The sequence below is a fragment of the Streptomyces sp. NPDC056948 genome (genome assembly GCF_042674225.1).
Classification (GTDB): domain Bacteria; phylum Actinomycetota; class Actinomycetes; order Streptomycetales; family Streptomycetaceae; genus Streptomyces; species Streptomyces purpurascens.
Genome location: NZ_JBHUQX010000142.1, coordinates 1 through 20,700 on the forward strand (window position 1 = coordinate 1; position 20,700 = coordinate 20,700).

22 protein-coding genes are annotated in these 20,700 nt (G+C 70.3%); 9 read left to right on the forward strand and 13 right to left on the reverse strand.

Annotated features, from left to right (window positions below; all coding sequences use genetic code 11):
• Nucleotides 1-52: 52 nt before the first annotated feature.
• Complete coding sequence (locus ACFTZL_RS19705) at nucleotides 53-952, reverse strand: hypothetical protein (RefSeq protein WP_382584164.1); 900 nt, start codon at nucleotides 950-952, stop codon at nucleotides 53-55.
• Nucleotides 953-1,127: 175 nt separating this feature from the next.
• Here ACFTZL_RS19705 and ACFTZL_RS19710 point away from each other — a divergent pair, with 175 nt between their 5' ends.
• Nucleotides 1,128-1,769, forward strand: coding sequence for a phosphatase PAP2 family protein (locus tag ACFTZL_RS19710; protein WP_382584167.1), 642 nt, complete (start codon nucleotides 1,128-1,130; stop codon nucleotides 1,767-1,769).
• A gap of 12 nt (nucleotides 1,770-1,781) precedes the next feature.
• On the opposite strand, the gene ACFTZL_RS19715 is transcribed toward ACFTZL_RS19710, so the two are convergent.
• Together ACFTZL_RS19715 and ACFTZL_RS19720 are read right to left on the reverse strand one after the other, a co-directional pair.
• Complete coding sequence (locus ACFTZL_RS19715; protein WP_382584169.1) at nucleotides 1,782-2,438, reverse strand: response regulator; 657 nt, start codon at nucleotides 2,436-2,438, stop codon at nucleotides 1,782-1,784.
• A complete protein-coding gene (locus tag ACFTZL_RS19720; RefSeq protein ID WP_382584172.1) occupies nucleotides 2,435-4,030 on the reverse strand; it encodes a sensor histidine kinase in 1,596 nt (531 codons plus the stop codon). Before ACFTZL_RS19720 ends, ACFTZL_RS19715 begins: the two co-directional genes overlap by 4 nt.
• Nucleotides 4,031-4,147: 117 nt before the next feature.
• On the opposite strand from ACFTZL_RS19720, the gene ACFTZL_RS19725 reads away from it, so the two are divergent.
• The 5 genes from ACFTZL_RS19725 (at nucleotide 4,148) to cseC (ending at nucleotide 8,772) form a co-directional block, all read left to right on the forward strand.
• Nucleotides 4,148-5,089, forward strand: coding sequence for an A/G-specific adenine glycosylase (locus ACFTZL_RS19725; protein WP_382584174.1), 942 nt, complete (start codon nucleotides 4,148-4,150; stop codon nucleotides 5,087-5,089).
• Nucleotides 5,090-5,371: 282 nt separating this feature from the next.
• On the forward strand, nucleotides 5,372-5,911 hold the full coding sequence (locus tag ACFTZL_RS19730; RefSeq protein ID WP_184594831.1) for a SigE family RNA polymerase sigma factor: 540 nt from the start codon (nucleotides 5,372-5,374) through the stop codon (nucleotides 5,909-5,911).
• Nucleotides 5,899-6,555, forward strand: coding sequence for a hypothetical protein (locus tag ACFTZL_RS19735; RefSeq protein ID WP_382584177.1), 657 nt, complete (start codon nucleotides 5,899-5,901; stop codon nucleotides 6,553-6,555). The genes ACFTZL_RS19730 and ACFTZL_RS19735 overlap by 13 nt, the downstream gene beginning before the upstream one ends.
• 152 nt (nucleotides 6,556-6,707) lie before the next feature.
• Complete coding sequence (cseB, locus tag ACFTZL_RS19740) at nucleotides 6,708-7,409, forward strand: two-component system response regulator CseB (RefSeq protein ID WP_382584180.1); 702 nt, start codon at nucleotides 6,708-6,710, stop codon at nucleotides 7,407-7,409.
• 7 nt (nucleotides 7,410-7,416) lie between these two features.
• Nucleotides 7,417-8,772: a two-component system sensor histidine kinase CseC gene (gene cseC / locus ACFTZL_RS19745; RefSeq protein WP_382584183.1), complete on the forward strand. Its 1,356-nt coding sequence runs from the start codon at nucleotides 7,417-7,419 to the stop codon at nucleotides 8,770-8,772.
• A gap of 31 nt (nucleotides 8,773-8,803) precedes the next feature.
• On the opposite strand, the gene ACFTZL_RS19750 is transcribed toward cseC, so the two are convergent.
• From ACFTZL_RS19750 to ACFTZL_RS19760, 3 genes are all read right to left on the reverse strand, one after another.
• Complete coding sequence (locus ACFTZL_RS19750) at nucleotides 8,804-9,250, reverse strand: VOC family protein (RefSeq protein ID WP_382584186.1); 447 nt, start codon at nucleotides 9,248-9,250, stop codon at nucleotides 8,804-8,806.
• Between the two features lie 63 nt (nucleotides 9,251-9,313).
• Nucleotides 9,314-9,748, reverse strand: a complete 435-nt coding sequence (locus ACFTZL_RS19755) for a helix-turn-helix transcriptional regulator (RefSeq protein WP_382584189.1) — start codon at nucleotides 9,746-9,748, stop codon at nucleotides 9,314-9,316.
• Nucleotides 9,749-9,859: 111 nt separating this feature from the next.
• The gene (locus ACFTZL_RS19760; protein WP_382584192.1) at nucleotides 9,860-11,455 is read right to left on the reverse strand and encodes an MDR family MFS transporter; all 1,596 of its coding nucleotides are present in this window, start codon (nucleotides 11,453-11,455) and stop codon (nucleotides 9,860-9,862) included.
• A gap of 123 nt (nucleotides 11,456-11,578) precedes the next feature.
• Here ACFTZL_RS19760 and ACFTZL_RS19765 point away from each other — a divergent pair, with 123 nt between their 5' ends.
• Nucleotides 11,579-12,175: a TetR/AcrR family transcriptional regulator gene (locus tag ACFTZL_RS19765; RefSeq protein ID WP_382584195.1), complete on the forward strand. Its 597-nt coding sequence runs from the start codon at nucleotides 11,579-11,581 to the stop codon at nucleotides 12,173-12,175.
• A gap of 27 nt (nucleotides 12,176-12,202) precedes the next feature.
• On the opposite strand, the gene ACFTZL_RS19770 is transcribed toward ACFTZL_RS19765, so the two are convergent.
• A complete protein-coding gene (locus tag ACFTZL_RS19770; protein ID WP_382584198.1) occupies nucleotides 12,203-12,916 on the reverse strand; it encodes a M23 family metallopeptidase in 714 nt (237 codons plus the stop codon).
• Between the two features lie 440 nt (nucleotides 12,917-13,356).
• Here ACFTZL_RS19770 and ACFTZL_RS19775 point away from each other — a divergent pair, with 440 nt between their 5' ends.
• Nucleotides 13,357-13,998 carry an HAD family acid phosphatase gene (locus ACFTZL_RS19775; protein WP_382584201.1) on the forward strand — a complete coding sequence of 214 codons (642 nt, stop codon included), beginning with the start codon at nucleotides 13,357-13,359 and terminating at the stop codon, nucleotides 13,996-13,998.
• A 66-nt stretch (nucleotides 13,999-14,064) separates the two neighbouring features.
• On the opposite strand, the gene ACFTZL_RS19780 is transcribed toward ACFTZL_RS19775, so the two are convergent.
• Complete coding sequence (locus ACFTZL_RS19780) at nucleotides 14,065-16,590, reverse strand: ATP-dependent Clp protease ATP-binding subunit (protein ID WP_382584204.1); 2,526 nt, start codon at nucleotides 16,588-16,590, stop codon at nucleotides 14,065-14,067.
• A gap of 430 nt (nucleotides 16,591-17,020) precedes the next feature.
• Here ACFTZL_RS19780 and ACFTZL_RS19785 point away from each other — a divergent pair, with 430 nt between their 5' ends.
• The gene (locus ACFTZL_RS19785; protein WP_382584207.1) at nucleotides 17,021-17,785 is read left to right on the forward strand and encodes an SCO3374 family protein; all 765 of its coding nucleotides are present in this window, start codon (nucleotides 17,021-17,023) and stop codon (nucleotides 17,783-17,785) included.
• A gap of 9 nt (nucleotides 17,786-17,794) precedes the next feature.
• Here the strand turns inward: ACFTZL_RS19785 and ACFTZL_RS19790 are convergent, their stop codons facing one another.
• From ACFTZL_RS19790 to ACFTZL_RS19810, 5 genes are all read right to left on the reverse strand, one after another.
• On the reverse strand, nucleotides 17,795-18,130 hold the full coding sequence (locus ACFTZL_RS19790; RefSeq protein WP_184594809.1) for an Lsr2 family protein: 336 nt from the start codon (nucleotides 18,128-18,130) through the stop codon (nucleotides 17,795-17,797).
• Between the two features lie 223 nt (nucleotides 18,131-18,353).
• Nucleotides 18,354-18,887: an amino-acid N-acetyltransferase gene (locus tag ACFTZL_RS19795; RefSeq protein WP_189725877.1), complete on the reverse strand. Its 534-nt coding sequence runs from the start codon at nucleotides 18,885-18,887 to the stop codon at nucleotides 18,354-18,356.
• Nucleotides 18,888-18,896: 9 nt separating this feature from the next.
• Nucleotides 18,897-19,382, reverse strand: coding sequence for a BlaI/MecI/CopY family transcriptional regulator (locus ACFTZL_RS19800; protein WP_382584210.1), 486 nt, complete (start codon nucleotides 19,380-19,382; stop codon nucleotides 18,897-18,899).
• Between the two features lie 188 nt (nucleotides 19,383-19,570).
• On the reverse strand, nucleotides 19,571-19,753 hold the full coding sequence (locus ACFTZL_RS19805; protein ID WP_382584213.1) for a hypothetical protein: 183 nt from the start codon (nucleotides 19,751-19,753) through the stop codon (nucleotides 19,571-19,573).
• An 18-nt stretch (nucleotides 19,754-19,771) separates the two neighbouring features.
• Complete coding sequence (locus ACFTZL_RS19810) at nucleotides 19,772-20,536, reverse strand: hypothetical protein (protein WP_382584216.1); 765 nt, start codon at nucleotides 20,534-20,536, stop codon at nucleotides 19,772-19,774.
• Nucleotides 20,537-20,700: the final 164 nt, after the last annotated feature.

Sequence of the window (20,700 nt, forward strand, 5' to 3'; positions counted from 1 at the left end):
GGAACACCCCCCTCACGCATGAAGGCCACGCGGCCGACTGAACGACAAGCGGCTAATCGTTCTTCAGCACGAATGACGTCTGCACCTTCGCGTAGCCCGGAGCCTTGGCTTCCACCAGGTATGTGCCCGCCCCGGCCGAGCCCGAGGGAGGCGTGGCGCACTCGGGGGCGCTCGGCTTGCGGTCCCACTTCAGGGTGTAGGTGATGCCGCTGCCCGCGGGAACGCGGTACAGCCGGCTGCCGGCGCCCCTGGGGCAGTCCTTGGAGGACCAGTAGTCGTCGTCGGCGCTCGCCTCGGTGATCGCGAACACGGCGTTCTTCGGCCCGAGATCGATCTTGCAGTCGTGGCCGGAGACGTTCCGCGCGGTCAGCAGGAACGTGGGCGTCTGCTCGGGGTCGTAGCTGTTGTGCTGGCTGCGCAGGCTGAACTTGACCACGCTCGCGGTGCAGTTGGGCAGCATGGAGCCGGCCGGCAGCGCGTCGCCCGCGCCGACGCCGCCCACCGTGGTACCGCCGTCGTAGCCACCGGCACCGCCGGAGCCGCCCGAACCGATCGAACCGCTCGATCCCTCGGACCCGCCGGAGCCGGAACCGCCGCCTGAGCCCGTGCCGGAACCGTCCCCGGCTCCGCCGCCCGCGCCGTCACCGGAACCGCCGCCCGACCCTGCCCCGGACCCGGACGACGAGCCGCCCGAGCCCTCGTCGCCCGACTCGTCGCGCCCGCCGGGCGCTTGGCTGATCGCCGGACCCGAATTCGACGGGCCGGGAGTGATGGAGGGCGCGGGATTCTTGCCGTTGGCGCCGTTGTCGCGGTCCTTGCCGCCTCCGCCGCCCATGGTCACGAGCCAGGTGGTCAGCAGCGCCAACAGGGCAGCCACGGACACCAGTACGACCCTCCGACGCCAGTAGATGGAGGAGGGAAGCGGCCCGACCGGATTGCGCAGAGATCCCACGGCGCAAACCTTACGAGAGATCGGCGCCTTCGCCGGTCCCACCCGCCGCTCAGGCTCACAACTTTTCCGGATCATCATGCCGGAAGCAGCCGCCCCACCCCTGGCTTTCGTCAGGTTCGGCACCCGACGATCGCTGGGTGTGACGGGATCGGCCCGCCACCTACCGTCCGTGACCATGGACTTCGAGGACACCGCGCTCTACCGCGACATCACCGACTTCGCCGACGACTCCCCGATGTGGATACAGCACGGGGCCGGTTTATGGACGGAGGCCGGACTGCTGGTCTTCGTCGCGCTGTTCGCCGCCGCCTGGTGGCGTGCCCGCCGCGACACCCCCCACGCGTTCGCGATCGCGGCCCTTGCACCTCTGGCCACGGCTGTGGCGTATGTGTGCAGTGAGGTGCTCAAGTCCGCTGTCACGCAGGAGCGTCCGTGCCGGGCGGTCGCCGGGGCGGCGGCGTCCCTGGCCCAGTGTCCGCCGCACGGCGACTGGTCCTTCCCGTCCAACCACGCCACGATCGCGGGCGCCGCGGCGGTCGCCCTGGCCCTGGTCCGGCGCGCACTCCTGTGGCTGACGGCCCCGCTCGCCCTGCTGATGGCCTTCTCCCGGGTCTTCGTCGGCGTGCACTATCCGCACGACGTGGTCGCGGGGCTGGGCCTCGGCACACTCGTCGTCCTAGTCGCCGTACGGCTGGGCACGGGTCCGATGACGCGGCTGGCCGGGGCGATGCGCGGCTCGCCGGCACCGGCCGCGCGGTGGGTCACCGGGCCGGGCCCGGCGCCCGTACCGTCGTACGGGAGGCACGCGCGGCCCTGAGCCGACGGGGCGTCACGGTTCCACCAGTCCCGCTTCGTACGCCACGATCGCCGCCTGCACGCGGTTGCGCACGTCCAGCCGGTCCAGGACCGCGCTCACATACGCCTTCACCGTGCCCTCGACGAGGTGCAGCCGGGCGGCGATCTCCGGGTTGGACAGGCCGGCGCCGACCAGGCCGAGCACCTCGCGTTCGCGGGGGCTCAGGACGGACACGCGGGCGCGTGCCTGTGCCTCGCGGGTGAGCCGCCCGCCGCCGAGGCCCTCGTCGATGACGTACCGGGCCACCTTCGGCGACAGGAACGCGGCGCCCGCGGCCACCGCCCGTACTCCGGCGATCAGTTCGTACGGGTCCCCGGACTTCAGCAGGAACCCGGTGGCGCCGCCGCCGAGGGCGCGGGTGACATAGGCGCCCTCGGAGAAGGTGGTGAGCATCGCGACGTGCGTGCCGGGCACGGTCCGTACGATCTCCTCCGCCGCCGTGAGGCCGTCCAGGCGCGGCATGCGGATGTCGAGCAGGGCCACGTCCGGGCGGTGGGCGCGGGCCAGCTCGACCGCCTCGCGGCCGTCGCCCGCCTCGGCGACGACCTCCGTCTCCCCGCCGCTGCCCAGGATGGCGCGCACCCCGGCCCGCACCATCGCCTCGTCGTCGGCCAGCAGCACGCGGATCATTGTGGGAACTCCTCGTATTCTTCCCGGCCTTCGCCGGACAGGCCGGCGCGCGGGACCACGTCCTTGGCGACGAGCCGCCCGGCTTCGAAACACAGTCTGAAGTGGTCGACGGAGACGAACAGCTCACCGCTCGCCCGGTAGTAACGGCAGTCGGCGCCCTCCGGTGCCGGTGTCGCCGCCCGCTCGGTGGGCGGGTCGTTCACGTCCCGTTCGGGAAGTACGCGCTCGACGTCGGCGGCCGGGGCGCCCGGGCGCAGTTTCGCGTACGCGGCGGGTGCGAGCACCGAGTGCTTCTCCACGTACGCGTACCAGCCGAAGGCGGCGCCGACGAGGACGACGCCCGTGCCGGCGGCCGTGCCGAGGGCGATGGCGACCCGGTGGCGGGCGGGTGGGAACGGGGCGGGTGGGAACGGGGCGGGGGCGGGGCGTTTCGGCCTGGTCGCGGTCTGCTGTGCGGGGATGTACGCCCTGACGCGGAAACCCTCCCCCTGCGGGCCCGCCTCGAACTCCCCGCCGACGGCGGTCACGGCGGTCCGCAGACCGAGCAGGCCCGTGCCGCCTCCGGAGGGGCGGGAACTCAGCTCGGTGGACGGGCCGTTGGTGAGGGTGACGGACGTGCCCCCGGCCCGCCCGGTCAGCGCCACGACCACGGGGGCGCCCGGTGCGTGCCGTGCCGCGTTGGTCAGCGCCTCCCGGGCCACGCGGTACAGCAGCCGTTCGGCGAGCCCGCCGGGCGCCGCGGCCGTGCCCTGCCCCGCGGGCCGCTCCCAGCGCACCTGGAGTCCGGACTCCGCGGCGCGGGCGACGAGTTGCTCCAGGGTCTCGCCCGCGGGGGTCAGCGGCACCGGCTCGTCGTCGTCCTCCCTCAGGACGCCGATGATGCGGTGCAGCCGGTCCGTGGCCTCGGCGGCTGCCCCGCGCAGTTCGGCCGCCGCCGTCCGGTGTTCGCCGGCGAGGCCGGGGGCGACCTGGAGGGCGCCCGCGCGCAGGGCGATGAGGCTGAGCTCGTGGCCGAGGGAGTCGTGCATGTCCTGGGCGATCCTCGAGCGTTCGCGCAATCGGGCGCGTTCCTCGGTGAGGCGCTGCTCGTCCTCCAGCCGGGCCGCCCGCAGCCAGCCCTCCGCGGCCAGCTCGCGGCTCTGCCGCCAGTAGCGCCCGCCGAGCCAGGGGAAGACGCAGCCGAAGAGCAGCGTGCCCGTCATGACCAGCCACTCGGGGGCCGGGTCGACCCCGGCGAGCACGATTCGCGCGGTGCCCGCGCAGCCGACGGCGGCGAAGCACAGCGCCGCGGGGCGCGCCCGGCCCGCCCGCAGTCCGAGGAGCAGCGCGAACACGCCGAGGGCCGGACCGTAGGAGACGGTGAACAGGGCCGGGGCGGCGGCCAGGCTCAGGGCGGCCGTCAGCCCGAAGGCGGCGAGCGGCAGCCGCCGGGACAGGCCGGCCGCCCCGGCCAGCACCGCCACACCGGCGGCCTGCTGCCAGACCGTGCGCGGTTCGTTCAGCCCGATCCGGTCCGCCGTGAGCGCGGGCAGGGCGAGGGCGGCCCAGAGGAGGGCGCCCCGGGCGAGCCGGGCCGAACGAGGACGTTCCATTCGGCCGACGCTATCGGCGGACAGCGGGGCGGCACTGCTGCCGATCGTCAGGTACCTCGCCCTCTCGGGTCGCGGTGTGCCCGATTCGCGGCTCTCGCGTGGCAGGATCGAATGGCCATGACTGCTCCCACGAACACCCCGCGCACCAGCCCCGGCCCCATCGACACCGCGTCCGGCCCGCCGCCGGGCGTGGACCTGCACTCCCCCGTCATCGACTGGTTCGACGACAACGCCCGCGACCTGCCGTGGCGGCGCCCCGAGGCCGGGGCGTGGGGCGTGATGGTCAGTGAGTTCATGCTCCAGCAGACGCCGGTGAGCCGCGTCCTGCCCGTCTACGAGCAGTGGGTGGCCCGCTGGCCGCGCCCCGCCGACCTGGCCAAGGAAGCGCCCGGCGAGGCCGTCCGCGCCTGGGGCCGGCTCGGCTACCCGCGCCGCGCGCTCCGGCTGCACGGCGCCGCCGTCGCCATAACGGAACGGCACGGCGGTGACGTACCGGCCGACCACGCCCAGCTTCTGGCGCTGCCCGGCATCGGCGAGTACACGGCCGCCGCCGTCGCCTCCTTCGCCTACGGGCAGCGGCATCCGGTGCTGGACACCAACGTGCGCCGGGTCTTCGCCCGCGCGGTCAGCGGCGTGCAGTACCCGCCGAACGCCACCACCGCCGCCGAGCGCAAACTGGCCCGCGCGCTGCTGCCCGAGGACGACCCGACCGCCGCCCGCTGGGCCGCCGCCTCCATGGAGCTGGGCGCGCTCGTGTGCACGGCGAAGAGCGAGTCGTGCCACCGCTGCCCGATCGCCGCGCAGTGTGCGTGGCGGCTGGCGGGCAAGCCGGAGCACGACGGGCCGCCGCGCCGCGGCCAGACCTACGCGGGCACCGACCGGCAGGTCCGCGGGCGGCTGCTCGCCGTGCTGCGGGAGGCCCACGCCCCGGTTCCGCAGGCGGCGCTCGACCGCGTGTGGCACGAGCCGGTGCAGCGGGCCCGCGCCCTGGACGGCCTGGTCGCCGACGGCTTGGTGGAACCGCTGGCGGGCGGGATGTACCGGCTGCCGCTGACCTGACGTACAGGCAGATCACAGCCATGGGTCTCCCGTAACGGCGACACGGAGTGGACAAATCACCCCATAGTCACCCCAACACGCCCACCGCTGTACCCCGTTCCGACTTCCGTTACACAACCGACGGACAGCCGAGTGCTAGCCGCAGGCTGCTTCGGACAACGCCGTGACAACGCCTCCGTACCTTCAATTGCGTTCCCGGAAGACACGGGACGACCAAGGAACACAGGCAGTGCACGGGCGGCGGGGAGCCGGCCCGAACGGGGAAACGGGAGGCGGTTCACCATGGCGCAGGGCGAGGTGCTCGAGTTCGAGGAGTACGTCCGCACCCGGCAGGACGCACTGCTGCGCAGTGCTCGCCGCCTGGTCCCGGACCCGACGGACGCACAGGATCTGCTGCAGACGGCACTGGTACGGACCTACCGCCGCTGGGAGACCATCGAGGACAAGCGTCTTGCGGACGCCTACCTGCGCCGGGTGATGATCAACACGCGGACCGAGTGGTGGCGAGCCCGCAAGCTGGAGGAGGTCCCGACCGAGCAGCTCCCGGACGCCTCGGTCGACGACGCCACCGAGCAGCACGCGGACCGCGCCCTGCTGATGGACATCCTGAAGGTGCTCGCCCCGAAACAGCGCAGTGTCGTGGTGCTGCGACACTGGGAGCAGATGTCCACGGAGGAGACGGCCGCCGCCCTCGGTATGTCGGCCGGAACGGTCAAAAGCACGCTGCACCGGGCGCTCGCCCGGCTCCGTGAGGAGCTGGAGTCCCGCGATCTGGACGCACGCGCGCTGGAGCGTGAGGAGCGGGAGCGGTGCGCGGCCTGACCGGCGAGGGGTCTGCACGGACCCGGGGCAACATCCAGGCGGTGAGCACGGCATCGGCCGTGGTCACCGCCCTCGCCCTTTTCGTGTCCGGGTGCGGCGCCGGCGGCACCGGCGCCCGTGACGAGGGCCCGGCGCACGCCGACGCGGTGGCGGGCGCCTCCGCCGCCACACCCTCCGCCTCCCCGTCCAAGACGCCCGACACCGTGAACGCGGTCCGGCTCGTCAAGGACGACCCCGAGGTCTCGCCCGAGGTGAAGCGCGAGCTGAAGCCGTGCGTGGCCGACGAGTATCCCGTCGACGTGTCCTACGGCAATCTGACCGGCGGGTCGGCCGACGACGTCGTCGTCAATGTGCTGACCTGCGGTGACGCGGTGGGCGTGGGCAGTTATGTGTATCGCGAGCGGGACGGCTCGTACGAGAATGTGTTCAAGGCCGAGGAACCCCCGGTCTACGCGGAGATCGACCGCGGCGACCTGGTGGTGACCAAGCAGGTGTACGACAAGGGCGACCCGGTGTCGAGCCCCTCCGGGGAGAACGTGATCACGTACAGATGGGCTTCCGGCCGGTTCAGCGAGAAGTACCGCACGCACAACGACTACGGCAAGGTCGTCGGCGACAGCCCGTCGCCGGTGCCCGCGAGCTGACGCGGGCACGGCGTGCGTGAACCGATCGGGCCGCTCGGACCGATCTCTGGGTGAACGCGATGCACGGACCGTGCGTCCCCTGAAAGGACGGACCGTGCGTCCCGTGAAAAGTACGCACCCCCACGACCCACACGAGGACTGAGAGCACCGGGATGGCAGACCAGACCCACGTTCTGTTCGTCGAGGACGACGACGTCATCCGCGAGGCCACGCAGCTCGCCCTGGAAAGGGACGGCTTCGTGGTCACCGCGATGCCCGACGGCCTGTCGGGCCTGGAGGCGTTCCGGACGGACCGCCCCGACATCGCGCTGCTGGACGTCATGGTTCCCGGCCTCGACGGGGTCAGCCTGTGCCGCCGCATCCGGGACGAGTCGACCGTGCCGGTCATCATGCTGTCGGCGCGGGCCGACTCCATCGACGTGGTGCTGGGCCTGGAGGCGGGTGCCGACGACTATGTGACCAAGCCGTTCGACGGGGCCGTGCTGGTCGCCCGGATCCGCGCGGTGCTGCGCCGCTTCGGGCACGCGGGCGGCGGCCGGGCCGAGGAGTCCGACTCCCCGGCGAGCGGCGGGATGCTGGCCTTCGGGGATCTGGAGGTCGACACCGAGGGCATGGAGGTCCGCCGGGCCGGACAGCCGGTGGCGCTGACACCGACCGAGATGCGGCTGCTCCTGGAGTTCTCCTCGGCGCCGGGCACGGTGCTCTCGCGCGACAAACTGCTGGAGCGGGTGTGGGACTACGGATGGGGCGGGGACACCCGCGTCGTCGATGTGCACGTGCAGCGGCTGCGCCAGAAGATCGGCCAGGACCGTATCGAGACGGTCCGTGGTTTCGGCTACAAGTTGAAGGCCTGAGCAGGGTATGAGGGGGCATTTCCGGCGCCTGGTCGCCGCGGGCGTGGAGCGCGCGGGGATCCGTACGGGCCTCAGATGGAAGCTGAGCGCGGCCATCGCGCTGGTCGGCGCGCTGGTGGCGATCGCGCTGAGCCTGGTCGTGCACAACGCCGCGCGGGTGTCGATGCTGGACAACGCGCGCGATCTCGCCGACGAGCGCATCATGATCGCCCAGCGCAACTTCGAGCTGTCCGGGCGGATGAACTTCCCCAACACCAAGCTCGACGACCCGGATCTGCCGGACGCGCTGCGGGACCGGGTCGAGGTGGGCCAGCGGGCGACCTATGTGGCGGACCGGCCGGGTGGCTCGCCGGACATATGGGCCGCCGTGCCGCTGAAGAACGGGCATGTGATGTCCCTGCACTCGGGCTTCACCGACCGCAGCTCGGACATCCTCCAGGACCTCGACCAGGCCCTGCTCATCGGGTCGATCGCGGTCGTCCTCGGCGGCAGCGCGCTCGGCGTGCTCATCGGCGGGCATCTGTCGCGGCGGCTGCGCAAGGCGGCCGTCGCGGCCCACCAGCTCGCGGGCGGCGAGACGGACGTGCGGGTGCGGGACGCCATGGGCGGGGTCGTCCGGGACGAGACCGACGACCTGGCGAGCGCGGTGGACGCCATGGCGGACACGCTGCGGCAGCGCATCGAGGCGGAGCGCCGGGTCACCGCCGACATCGCGCACGAGCTGCGCACACCGGTGACCGGGCTGCTGACCGCGGCCGAGCTGCTGCCTCCGGGGCGCCCGACCGAGCTGGTGCTGGACCGGGCGAAGGCCATGCGCACGCTCGTGGAGGACGTGCTGGAGGTGGCCCGGCTGGACGGGGCCTCGGAGCGGGCGGAGTTGCAGGACATCATGCTGGGCGAGTTCGTCGCCCGGCGGGTGACGGCCAAGGACCCGGCCATCGAGGTGCGGGTCGTGCACGAGTCGGAGGTCACGACCGACCCGCGGCGCCTGGAGCGGGTTCTGTTCAATCTCCTGGCCAACGCGGCCCGGCACGGCAAGCCGCCCATCGAGGTCACCGTCGAGGGCCGCGTCATCCGGGTCCGCGACCACGGCCCGGGCTTCCCCGAGGACCTGCTCGCCGAGGGGCCGAGCCGCTTCCGCACCGGCAGCAAGGACCGGGCCGGCCATGGCCACGGCCTCGGCCTGACCATCGCGGCCGGACAGTCCCGGGTGCTGGGCGCCCGGCTGACCTTCCGCAACGTCCGCACGCCGGGGACACCGGAGCAGCTACCGGCCGAGGGTGCCGTGGCGGTGCTGTGGCTGCCGGAGCACGCGCCGACGAACACGGGGAGCTATCCGATGCTGCCGGGGGCGGTGACGTAGGGCCCGGTTCTCGCGGACCGGTTCTCGCGGATCAGCAGGACCAGTCCTGGTCCATGTCGAGTCCGCCTTCGCGGGGCTGGGTCAGGGAGAACCAGTTGCCGGAGTCGTCGCGGAACAGCGCCTCCGTGCCGTACGGGCGCTCCTGCGGCTCCTGGAGGAACTCCACGCCGCGGTCCTTGAGCTTCTTGTGGTCGCCGTGGATGTCGTCGGTGGTCAGGACGCCCGCGCCGAGCGCTCCCTTCGTCACCAGCTTCCTGAGCATCTCGGCGGACTCGGGGTCCATCGCGGGGCCGCCGGGCACCATCAGGGTGAGTTCGACGTCGGGCTGCTTCGGTGAGCCGACGGTGAGCCAGCGCATGCCGCCCTCGCCCATGGTCATGTCCGTACGGACCTCCAGGCCCAGTTTCCCGGTGTAGAACTCCTTGGCCCGGTCCTGGTCGAGGACCCAGACGGTGGAGATGGCGAGACCCTTGATCATGGCGTGCTCCTGCTGCTCGGCGGCCGGTTCGTGCGTGCCCTGCCACGGTAGGCAGCGGGGGTGTCAGCCCGCTTCTCCGGAATTGCGCTCCTTGCCCGCGCCGGGCCCGGAGCGGAAGCCGCCGGCCCAGAGCATGGCGTAGCAGCCGGGGATGAGGGCGGCTCCCCTGCCGACGTGCTTGGTGCGGTACTCGCTGGGGGTGAGGCCGGTCCAGGTCTTGAAGCGGGCCGAGAACGTGCCGACGCTGCTGAAGCCGACCAGGTGGCAGATCTCCGTGACCGACAGGTTCGCCGTGCGCAGCAGGTCCTCGGCACGTTCGATGCGGCGGTGCGTGAGGTACTGGCCGGGGGTCTCGCCGTAGGCCTCTTTGAAGGAGCGGATGAAGTGATACCGCGAGTACCCGGCGTGCGCGGCGACGGTGTCCAGGTCCAGCCCTGGATCGGCCCAGTCCCGGTCCATGGCGTCCTTGGCGAGCCGAAGCTGCCGCGTCTTGTCCATGGCGTCGATGGTGGCACGGGGGTCTGACAGCGGCACCGGCCTCGCGCCCCGGCAAGGCGAAGGCCCCGGGCGGGTGTCCCGTCCGGGGCCTTCGTCAGGAGCTGGAGTGGGTCAGACCGCCTCGACGACCGGGGTCTGCGCGGCCGGGCCGTCCGTCTTGTCGTCGTCCGACGCCTTCGGTCCCGCCCCCTTCAGCGGCACCTCCTTCACGAACACCGCCGCCGCGAGCGCGACGACCGCCACCACGGCTCCGAGCAGGAACGCCGAGTGGGTGCCGGCGGAGACCGCGTGCTGGTAGGCCTCGCGGGCCAGCACCGGCAGCTTCTCCAGGCCCTTCGCGTCGAGCTGCGCCGACTGCTCGGTCACCTTGGAGCCCAGCGCACCGGCCCGCTCGGCCATGACGTCCTGGACCCGGCTGTTGAACAGCGCGCCCATGATCGCGACGCCGAAGGAGGAGCCGAGGGTGCGGAAGAGCGTGGTGGACGAGGACGCGACGCCCATGTCCTTCATCTCGACGCTGTTCTGCGCGACCAGCATGGTGATCTGCATCAGGCAGCCCATGCCGAGCCCGACCACGGCCATGAAGACACCGGAGGTGACGCGGGAGGTGCCCGTGTCCATCGTGGAGAGCAGGTAGAGCCCGACGATCATCAGGACGCTGCCGAGGACCGGGAAGATCTTGTACTTGCCGGTGTTCGTGGTGACGCGCCCGGCGACCATCGAGGTGACGAGCATCGCACCGAGCATCGGCAGGAGCAGCAGCCCGGAGTTCGTCGCGGACGCGCCCTGCACGGACTGCTGGTACAGCGGCAGGAAGAGCGTGGCCCCGAACATCACGAAGCCGGTCATGAAGCCGATGACCGACATCAGCGTGAAGTTGCGGCTGCGGAAGATGTGCAGCGGAACGATCGGCTCGGCGGCCTTCGTCTGCCAGAACACGAACCCGACGAGCGCGGCGACCCCGATGCCGATCAGCTCCATGATCCGCGCGGAGCTCCAGGCGTACTCCGTGCCGCCCCAGGTGGTGACGAGCACGATCGCGGTGATGCCGATGGTCAGCAGCGCGGCGCCCAGGTAGTCGATCCGCGCCTCGGACCGCTTCTTCGGCAGGTGCAGGACGACGCTGACGGCGGCGAGCGCTACGACGCCGAGCGGCAGGTTGATGTAGAACGCCCAGCGCCAGCCCCAGTTGTCGGTGATGGTGCCGCCGACCAGCGGACCGCCGATCATCGCCAGCGCCATGACGCCGGCCATCATGCCCTGGTACTTGCCGCGCTCCCGGGGCGGGATCAGATCACCGATGATCGCCATGACGCCGACCATCAGACCGCCGGCACCGAGGCCCTGGACGGCACGGAAGCCGATCAGCTCGCCCATGTTCTGGGCCATGCCGCTGAGCGCCGAGCCGATCAGGAAGATGACGATGGACGTCATGAACGTGCCCTTGCGGCCGTACATGTCGCCGAGCTTGCCCCACAGCGGGGTGGAGGCCGCGGTCGCGAGCGTGTAGGCGGTGACGACCCAGGAGAGGTGTTCGAGCCCGCCCAGCTCACCGACGATCGTCGGCATCGCCGTACCGATGATCATGTTGTCGAGCATCGCGAGCATCATCGCGATCATCAGCGCGAGCAGCACGACCCGCACACTCTTCGGCTGTTTCCCTCCGCTTTCGGCGCCGACCGCCGGTGTGTCCGTCGTGTCCGCCATCGCTTCCCACTCCCCCAGCTACCGCTACTTACTTGCCGACCGGCTAGTGACTACACTCGGAAGTTAGCTCCGGAACTAGCCGGGCGTCAAGTAAGTTTTATGGAAAGCGGGCGGCGTAGGAAGATGGGCGGCACCATGGACGGCACCAGGCAGCGGCGCCGCGGGAACACCCGCCAGCGCATCCAGGACGTGGCCCTCGAACTCTTCGCGGAGCAGGGCTACGAGAAGACGTCCCTGCGCGAGATCGCCGAGCGCCTGGACGTCACCAAGGCGGCGCTCTACTACCACTTCAAGACGAAGGAAGAGATCCTCGTCAGCATCTTCGAGGACCTCACCCAGCCGATCGACGACCTGGTCGAGTGGGGCCGGCAGCAGCCGCACACCCTCGCGACCAAGCAGGAGATCGTCCGCCGTTACGCCGAGGCGCTGTCCCACGCGGCACCGCTGTTCCGCTTCATGCACGAGAACCAGGCGACGGTTCGGGAACTGCAGATCGGCGACTCCTTCAAGGAGCGCATCCGCAGCCTGCGGGACACCATCGTCGACCCGGACGCGGACCTGGTCGACCAGGTCCGCTGCGCCAGCGCGCTCTTCACGCTGCACGCCGGGATGTTCCTGCTCCAGGAAATGGAAGGCGACCCCGAGGAGAAGGACAAGGCCGTTCTCGAGGTCGCCACCGAGCTGGTGACCCGGGCCCACCGGGGCGCCGAGGGCTCCTAGAGCCCCTGCCGGGTCAGAGGGGGGTCGTCAGACCTTCACGCCCTTGGCGCGCAGGAACTTCACCGGGTCGACGGCCGAGCCGTAGTTCGCGGTCGTACGGATCTCGAAGTGCAGGTGCGGACCGCTCGAGTTACCGGTGCTGCCGGACTTGGCGATCTCCTGGCCCGTCTTGACGATCTGGCCGATGTTCACGGTGACCTTCGACAGGTGGGCGTACTGGGAGTACGTGCCGTTGCCGTGCTTGATCACGACGGCGTTGCCGTAGGCGGGGCCGTCACCGGCGCCGTTGCCGCCGGCCTTGACCACGGTGCCGCCGTGCGCGGCGACGACCTGGGTGCCGCTCGGCACGGCGAAGTCCTGGCCACTGTGGGTGGACTGCCACATGCCGCCGTTCTGGGCGAAGCTCGCGGAGAGCTTGTACTTCTTCACCGGGTCGACCCAGGACGGCTTGGCCTTCTTGGCGGCGGCCTTCTTGGCAGCGGCCTGCTTCTCGGCCGCCTTCTTCGCGGCGGCGACCTCGGCGGCCTTCTCGGCCTTCACGGCCTCGGCCTTGGCGTGCTTGGCCTGGGCGGCGGCCTGCGCCTGGACGGCACCGGCGGCGCCGGACGCGGACGTGGTGTCGGCGGCGGACGCGACCCCGGCTCCCAGTGCGACCGAGACGCCAAGGCCGGCGGCCAGCACGGTCGCACGGGTGCGGAGCTGGGACGTACGGGAAGAACGGGACGTGACGCGCTGGGACATCGAAACCTCGTGTGGAAGGGGACGGAGAAAACCACCCGGCGCACAGACGCTCGCCGAATGGCCATCCCTTGGTAACCCGAAGTCCGACAAACCCCAAAAAGCGTGATCTACGACTGAAGTTAGTAATTTGGTTCAGTGTTCTACGTCTCTTGACACAGCAGTCATACGGGACGAATCAGCGCACTGCACCGCACTTTCCCCCACCCCGCGCGGCAAGAATCCCTTTCCTGCCGGTCCGTTAGCCACTATTCCACCTAGTAACGGACATATCCCCTGTGCGCCATGTCACCGGAGGCCCTCTTCAGCCATTCCGGAAATGTGGCGCACGCCTCTAGGCACCTACCGTTCGGTAACCTTACGGTTCCCCTCGCGCCACCCTCGCCCACGAACATGCACACGACATGTTGCAGCGTCACGGACGTGAGAGGACCCCCCACGACATGCAGACCCGACGCCCCTGGTTGCGCCGCGTATCAGTGACCGCCGTATCGGCCGCAGCCCTCGTGGCGATGGCCGCACCGGCCGACGCCACGACCGCCACCCGAGCCTCCACGACCGCCACCGCCGCCTCCACGGCCGCCGCTGCGGACGTCGACTACGCCACCTGGCAGAAGGACTGCCAGGCGGTGATGGCCCAGGCGCTGCCCTATCTGAAGCAGCGGATCGCGGCCGGCAAGCCGGGTGAGAAGCAGGCGATCGTCTTCGACATCGACAACACCACGCTGGAGACCGACTTCGGCTTCAGCTACCCGCAGCCGGCCAACAAGCCGGTCCTGGAGGCCGCCAGATACGCCCAGGAGCACGGGGTCGCCCTGTTCTTCGTGACCGCCCGCCCGGACATCATCGCCTCGTTCACCGAGTACAACCTGAAGCAGACCGGCTACCAGGTATCCGGCCTGTACGTCCGGAACTTCATCGACCTCTTCAAGAACGTCGCCGAGTACAAGACGGCCCAGCGCGTCGACGTCGAGAAGAAGGGCTACACGATCATCGCGAACATCGGCAACAGCGCCACCGATCTCTCGGGCGGCCATGCCGAGAAGACATACAAGCTGCCGGACTACGACGGGCAGCTCTCGTAGCGCCGCAGGGCATGCGAAAAGGGCCGGTGCTTTTCAGCACCGGCCCCTCTCACTCAGCCGTGACGCTTACGCGTCCTTGCTCAGGTTAGGCCCGCTTCCGCCGGCCGCCTGCTCGATCGGCGGGGCGTCCGGCAGGGCCGCCTTCTCCTCACCCCGGAAGGTGAAGGTCTTGGCCTCGCCCTCGCCCTCCGTGTCCACGACCACGATGTGACCGGGACGCAGCTCGCCGAAGAGGATCTTCTCCGACAGCGAGTCCTCGATCTCGCGCTGGATGGTGCGACGCAGCGGACGCGCACCCAGCACCGGGTCGTAGCCCTTCTGGGACAGCAGCTCCTTGGCGGACTGGGAGAGCTCGATGCCCATGTCCCGGTCCTTCAGGCGCTCGTCCACCTTGCCGATCATCAGGTCGACGATCTTGAGGATGTCGTCCTGGGTCAGCTGCGGGAAGACGACCACGTCGTCGACGCGGTTGAGGAACTCGGGACGGAAGTGCTGCTTGAGCTCGTCCGACACCTTGTTCTTCATGCGCTCATAGTTCGACTTCTTGTCACCCGAGGCCGCGAAGCCCAGGTTGAAGCCCTTGGAGATGTCCCGGGTGCCGAGGTTGGTCGTCATGATGATGACCGTGTTCTTGAAGTCCACGACCCGGCCCTGGGAGTCGGTCAGGCGACCGTCCTCCAGGATCTGCAGCAGCGAGTTGAAGATGTCCGGGTGGGCCTTCTCGACCTCGTCGAAGAGGACGACGGAGAACGGCTTGCGGCGGACCTTCTCGGTGAGCTGGCCGCCCTCTTCGTAGCCCACGTAGCCGGGGGGCGAACCGAAGAGCCGCGACACCGTGTGCTTCTCGCTGAACTCCGACATGTCGAGGGAGATCAGCGCGTCCTCGTCGCCGAAGAGGAACTCGGCGAGCGCCTTGGACAGCTCGGTCTTACCGACACCGGACGGGCCGGCGAAGATGAACGAGCCACCGGGACGCTTCGGGTCCTTCAGACCGGCACGCGTACGGCGGATCGCCTTCGACAGCGCCTTGACGGCGTCGACCTGGCCGATGACCCGCTTGTGGAGCTCGTCCTCCATGCGCAGCAGACGCGAGGACTCCTCCTCGGTCAGCTTGAAGACCGGGATGCCGGTGGCGGTCGCGAGGACCTCGGCGATCAGCTCGCCGTCGACCTCGGCGACGACGTCCATGTCGCCGGCCTTCCACTCCTTCTCCCGCTTGGCCTTGCCGGCCAGGAGCTGCTTCTCCTTGTCGCGGAGGGAGGCGGCCTTCTCGAAGTCCTGCGAGTCGATCGCGGACTCCTTGTCCCGGCGGACACCGGCGATCTTCTCGTCGAACTCGCGGAGGTCCGGCGGAGCCGTCATCCGGCGGATGCGCATCCGGGAACCGGCCTCGTCGATCAGGTCGATCGCCTTGTCCGGCAGGAAGCGGTCCGAGATGTAGCGGTCGGCCAGCGTGGCGGCCTGGACCAGCGCCTCGTCGGTGATCGAGACGCGGTGGTGGGCCTCGTACCGGTCACGGAGACCCTTGAGGATCTCGATCGTGTGCGGCAGGGACGGCTCCGCGACCTGGATGGGCTGGAAGCGGCGCTCGAGGGCCGCGTCCTTCTCCAGGTGCTTGCGGTACTCGTCCAGCGTGGTGGCACCGATGGTCTGCAGCTCACCGCGGGCCAGCATCGGCTTGAGGATGCTCGCGGCGTCGATCGCGCCCTCGGCGGCACCCGCACCCACGAGGGTGTGGAGCTCGTCGATGAACAGGATGATGTCGCCGCGGGTGCGGATCTCCTTGAGGACCTTCTTCAGGCGCTCCTCGAAGTCACCGCGGTAGCGGGAGCCGGCGACCAGGGCGCCGAGGTCCAGGGTGTAGAGGTGCTTGTCCTTGAGGGTCTCGGGCACCTCGCCCTTGACGATGGCCTGAGCGAGGCCCTCGACGACGGCGGTCTTGCCGACGCCGGGCTCACCGATCAGGACCGGGTTGTTCTTCGTACGGCGGGACAGCACCTGCATGACCCGCTCGATCTCCTTCTCGCGCCCGATGACCGGGTCGAGCTTGGACTCACGAGCGGCCTGGGTGAGGTTCCGGCCGAACTGGTCGAGGACCAGGGACGTCGAGGGGGTGCCCTCGGCAGGCCCGCCGGCGGTGGCGGTCTCCTTGCCCTGGTAACCGGAGAGCAGCTGGATGACCTGCTGCCGCACCCGGTTGAGATCTGCGCCCAGCTTGACGAGGACCTGGGCGGCGACGCCCTCGCCCTCGCGGATCAGGCCGAGCAGGATGTGCTCCGTGCCGATGTAGTTGTGGCCCAGCTGAAGGGCCTCGCGGAGCGAAAGCTCCAGGACCTTCTTGGCACGGGGGGTGAAGGGGATGTGCCCGGACGGGGCCTGCTGCCCCTGCCCGATGATCTCCTCCACCTGCTGGCGGACCGCCTCGAGCGAAATCCCGAGGCTCTCAAGGGCCTTGGCGGCGACACCTTCACCCTCGTGGATCAGGCCCAGGAGGATGTGCTCAGTGCCGATGTAGTTGTGGTTGAGCATCCGGGCTTCTTCCTGAGCCAGGACGACAACCCGCCGCGCGCGGTCGGTGAACCTCTCGAACATCGTTAATCGCTCCTCAGAGCGGTCAGGCAGTGGGGGGAACTTCCCCTCCCTGTCCTTCCGCAGCTTAGTCCCGCAAGCGGGGACCGCTCATTCCAACTGCCGACACCGTCGATGGCCTCCTGACCCCGAACGCCGACATCTGCTCCAACCCGATGGTGCGAGACGATGTTCCCGCAGGCCAGGCAGTTACCCCCATCGCCAGTACGCCGATGGCGAACGTGAGACGGCCTTTCCTGCGTGTCGCCCCCTCCCACTAGGGATGTCTTACCCGTAGAGCCCGGATGTCCATGCCGGGTGCCCCGGTTCCCTCCGCTACGGGCGAACAACCTTGCGTCTCCCGGCGCCCCCCACACGCCCCCATTTCGACACTCTGTGCGCTTGCCGCGACACCCAGCGTAACTCGCACGTCCTTCCGGCGGTTGCACTTGGCATGTTCGGCGCCCCGCACCCCGTGACCGCGTCCGCGTCCCTGCTCGTCCCGCTCCCCCGCCGGCCGCTCGACGAGAGCTGTCCGGTCCGGTGGTGGTACGAGAGGGAACTGGGCTGGCCGACGGTGCCCGGGGATCCGGTGCGGCTGGTGGTGGGTGCTCGCTTCGACGTCCTGGACGTGCCGGCCGAGGCGGGACACGCGGCGCTGCGGCGCCTGGGGCCGGGCTCTCCCGTGGCCGTACGGGGCGACCGCATGCGGCTGCTGGTGGCGGCGGGCAGCGCGGAGGAGTTGCCCGGGCTGCTGGAGTGGCTGGAGTGGGGAACGCTGGCGCTCGACCTGACCGCGATCGGGGCGGGGGGCTTCATGGAAGCGCCGGTGCCGGCCGGGGTGGGCGGGGCGGACGGAGCGGGCGGGGTGCTGCCGCGGGTGACGGATGCGTTGTCGCCCTGCGGGGCGGACGGGCCATTGCCCCGTGGGAACGTGCAGGTACCCAGTCAGAGGGCCTCGCTGGCGCCTCCTGAGGTGGCCGTCACCGGTCCGCTGCCCCTGGGCGCGGTCGGTTCCCAGGGGGCCGCCGTGTGGCTGCGACCCCCCGAGCCGGGATGCGAGGTCGAGGCCTCGCTGCCGACGCTGTCGGCCTTGGGGGGCGGTGGGAACGCCCCCGATCTCGTACGGCTGGTGGACACGGTGGCCACGCACTGCCACCGGGTCCGGCTGCGGCGCGCGTGCGCCCAGCCGCCGGCCTTGCGTACGCAAGGTCAGTAGTACCGCTGTTCAGCCGTTGGCCTTCTCGTAAGCCTCGCGGATGGTCGCGGGGACACGGCCGCGGTCGTTGACCTCGTAGCCGTTCTCCTTCGCCCAGGCGCGGATGGCCGCGGTGTCCTGGCTGCCGCTCGAAGCCGCGCGCGCCTTTCCGCGCCCGCCCGAAGCACGGCCTCCGGTACGACGACCGCCCTTCACGTAAGCCTCGAGAAGGCCACGGAGCTTGTCCGCATTGGCGGTGGTGAGATCGATCTCGTACGTCTTGCCGTCCAGCGCAAACGTCACGGTCTCGTCCGCCTCGCCACCGTCGAGGTCGTCGACAAGAAGGACCTGAACCTTCTGTGCCACCGGATTTCCTTTCATCGATATCTTCAGGGCCGGGGAGTGTGCCGGCGTCCGCCGTATCGCCGTCCCCTGTTATATGCAGTACTGCAGTACGTCGGAAAGCAAACCGCTTTTGCCGGAAAAACACAAACCCTCGGCAGAGACCGGGAGCCCTGGCTCCGTCCGGAAACGTGCGCGTTTCGGACATAGGGCACCGGGGCAGGTGTCGATCCCCAATCGCAGACGATCACAGATGCAGAAGCATCCGGCTGTTGCCCAAGGTGTTCGGTTTCACTCGTTCGAGACCGAGGAACTCCGCGACACCCTCGTCATAGGAACGCAGCAGCTCCGCGTAGACATCCGTGTCGACCGGCGTCTCGCCGATCTCCACGAAGCCGTGCTTGACGAAGAAGTCGACTTCGAAGGTCAGACAGAAAACTCTGCGAACGCCGAGCCAGCGGGCGGTGTGCAGCAACTTCTCCAGCAACTGGTGTCCGACGCCCGCGCCCTTCAGGCCGGGCTTCACCGCGAGAGTGCGGACTTCCGCGAGGTCTTCCCACATCACGTGCAGGGCACCACAGCCGACGACCTCCGCGTTGTCGTCCCGTTCCGCGACCCAGAACTCCTGGATGTCCTCGTAAAGCGTCACCGTTGCTTTGTCGAGCAGGTTGCCGCCGCGGACGTAGGCGTCAAGGAGACGGCGCACCGCCGGGACATCGCTGGTGCGGGCCCGTCGGACGGTGATGGCTTTTGCGGTGGCTTCGGGGCTCTTCGCGGACATGGGCGGACGCTATCGCCCGCCGTGGTCCTGAGCGGAGGCGGGGTTCTCGAGGTTCTCGGGGGTGGGGTTCTCGGGGGTGGGGTACTCAGGGGGCGCTTCTCGGGGTTCCGCCGGTTCAGCGGGTTGAGCCGGTTCGGTCGAATCAGACGCTTCGGTCGGTTCCAGGGTTTCCGGGACCTGGGCGATGCGTACGGCAGCGCGGAGAGCCTGTCGCTGTTCCTCGCTCATCATGCCGAAGAAGGCGACGAGAGCTGCGGCGGGGTTGTCGCTCTGCGACCAGGCGTCGTTCATCAGGGCGGCGGCGTAGGCGGCGCGGGTGGAGACCGCCTCATATCGATAGGCACGGCCTTCCGCCTCGCGGCGCACCCAGCCCTTCTGATGGAGATTGTCCAAAACGGTCATCACCGTGGTGTAGGCGATGGACCGCTCCTTCTGAAGATCTTCCAGGACTTCCCGAACAGTCACCGGGCGGTTCCACTTCCACACCCGCGACATGACCGCGTCTTCGAGTTCTCCCAATGGGCGAGGCACAGCTCAGAACAATAGTGGGAGATCTCGGTAATGGCGTGGCGGACGTGCGCTTCAGTGGCGAACAGGAACAAAAAGGGCGTACGACTTGAAGGGGCGGGCCTCGCGGCGGGCGGGCCTCGCTGAGTCGTACGCCGGGTGGGGCGGGGGCGCGGTCAGGCCTTCGGGGTGCTCGCGGAGGCCTGGTGGGCGCCCTCCACGCGCGCGAGGGCGGCGTCCACGGCCGCGTCCTCCTTGGCCTTGTTGGCGCCGCCCTGTGTCTTCACGATCACCCGGATCACGCCGATGAAGAAGACGGCCATGACGACGGGGGGCAGGAGCGCGGAGACGTAGTCCATGGCTCCAGAGTAGCCACGTCAGCCCGCGGCGAGCTGCTGGGGGTTCGCGGGGGGCGGCGGGGTGGGCTTGCGGCGCGGGAAGACCTCGCCCGGGGTGGGGATCGGGCGGCGGCTGGGCTTCGGGGTGCCCGGGGCGGGGGGCGGGGTCGGGGCCGGGGTGGGCTTGGGGGCGGGCTTCGGGGCCGGTGGCTTGCGTGCGGGCTTCTTTTCGGGCTCCTTTCCCGGGGTGTCCTTGGCGGAGTCTCCGGGGGTGGAGAGGTCTGCGGCACGGCCTCCTGGGAGGGCCAGGAGACGGGTGCGGGCGGCGGGGACGGTGGGGGTGGCGGAGGTGGTGGGAGCGGCGGGGGTCATCCGGGTGACCCGGCGGGTGGCCGGGTGGGTGGCCGGGTGGGTGGCCGGGTGGGTGGCCGGGGAGTGCTGCTGCGCGCAGCGGTCCAGGAGGGCGGCGGCGGTGGGGTTGCCGCGCAGGGCGCGGAGGGCGGTGAGGTCGTGGGGGTGGGGGCGGTAGCCGGCGCCCAGGGCCTCGTCCAGGAGGGTGAGGTATCCGGCGGCGGTGCCGGGCAGGGCGGCGCGGTACCGGCCGAGATCGGCCACGAGGAAGGCACGCAGCCTGGCTCCCTCCCGTGTCGCCTCGTCGAGCGACTCTGCTAGGCGGAGGCAGTCCTGGACGTCGTCGGACGAGGCGGAGGTGGGGTGGAGGGCGAGGGCGAGAGCGCGGCGGAGCACACGCAGCTCCTCCACGCCGAACGCCATGCCGCCGCGGGATCCGTATGGCGTGGGCATGCTGCGACGATACGCGCTAATCAGACAAATTCCGCATAGGGGGCGCGGGTGTGGCGTGGGGGACCACTCGGGTGGGTGGGGTGCCTGCGGCGGCCTGTGCGGGTGGGGTGGGGGTGCGCGTAGCGCCATCTCGCCGGGTGGTGGGTCGGGGACGTGTCGGGGGG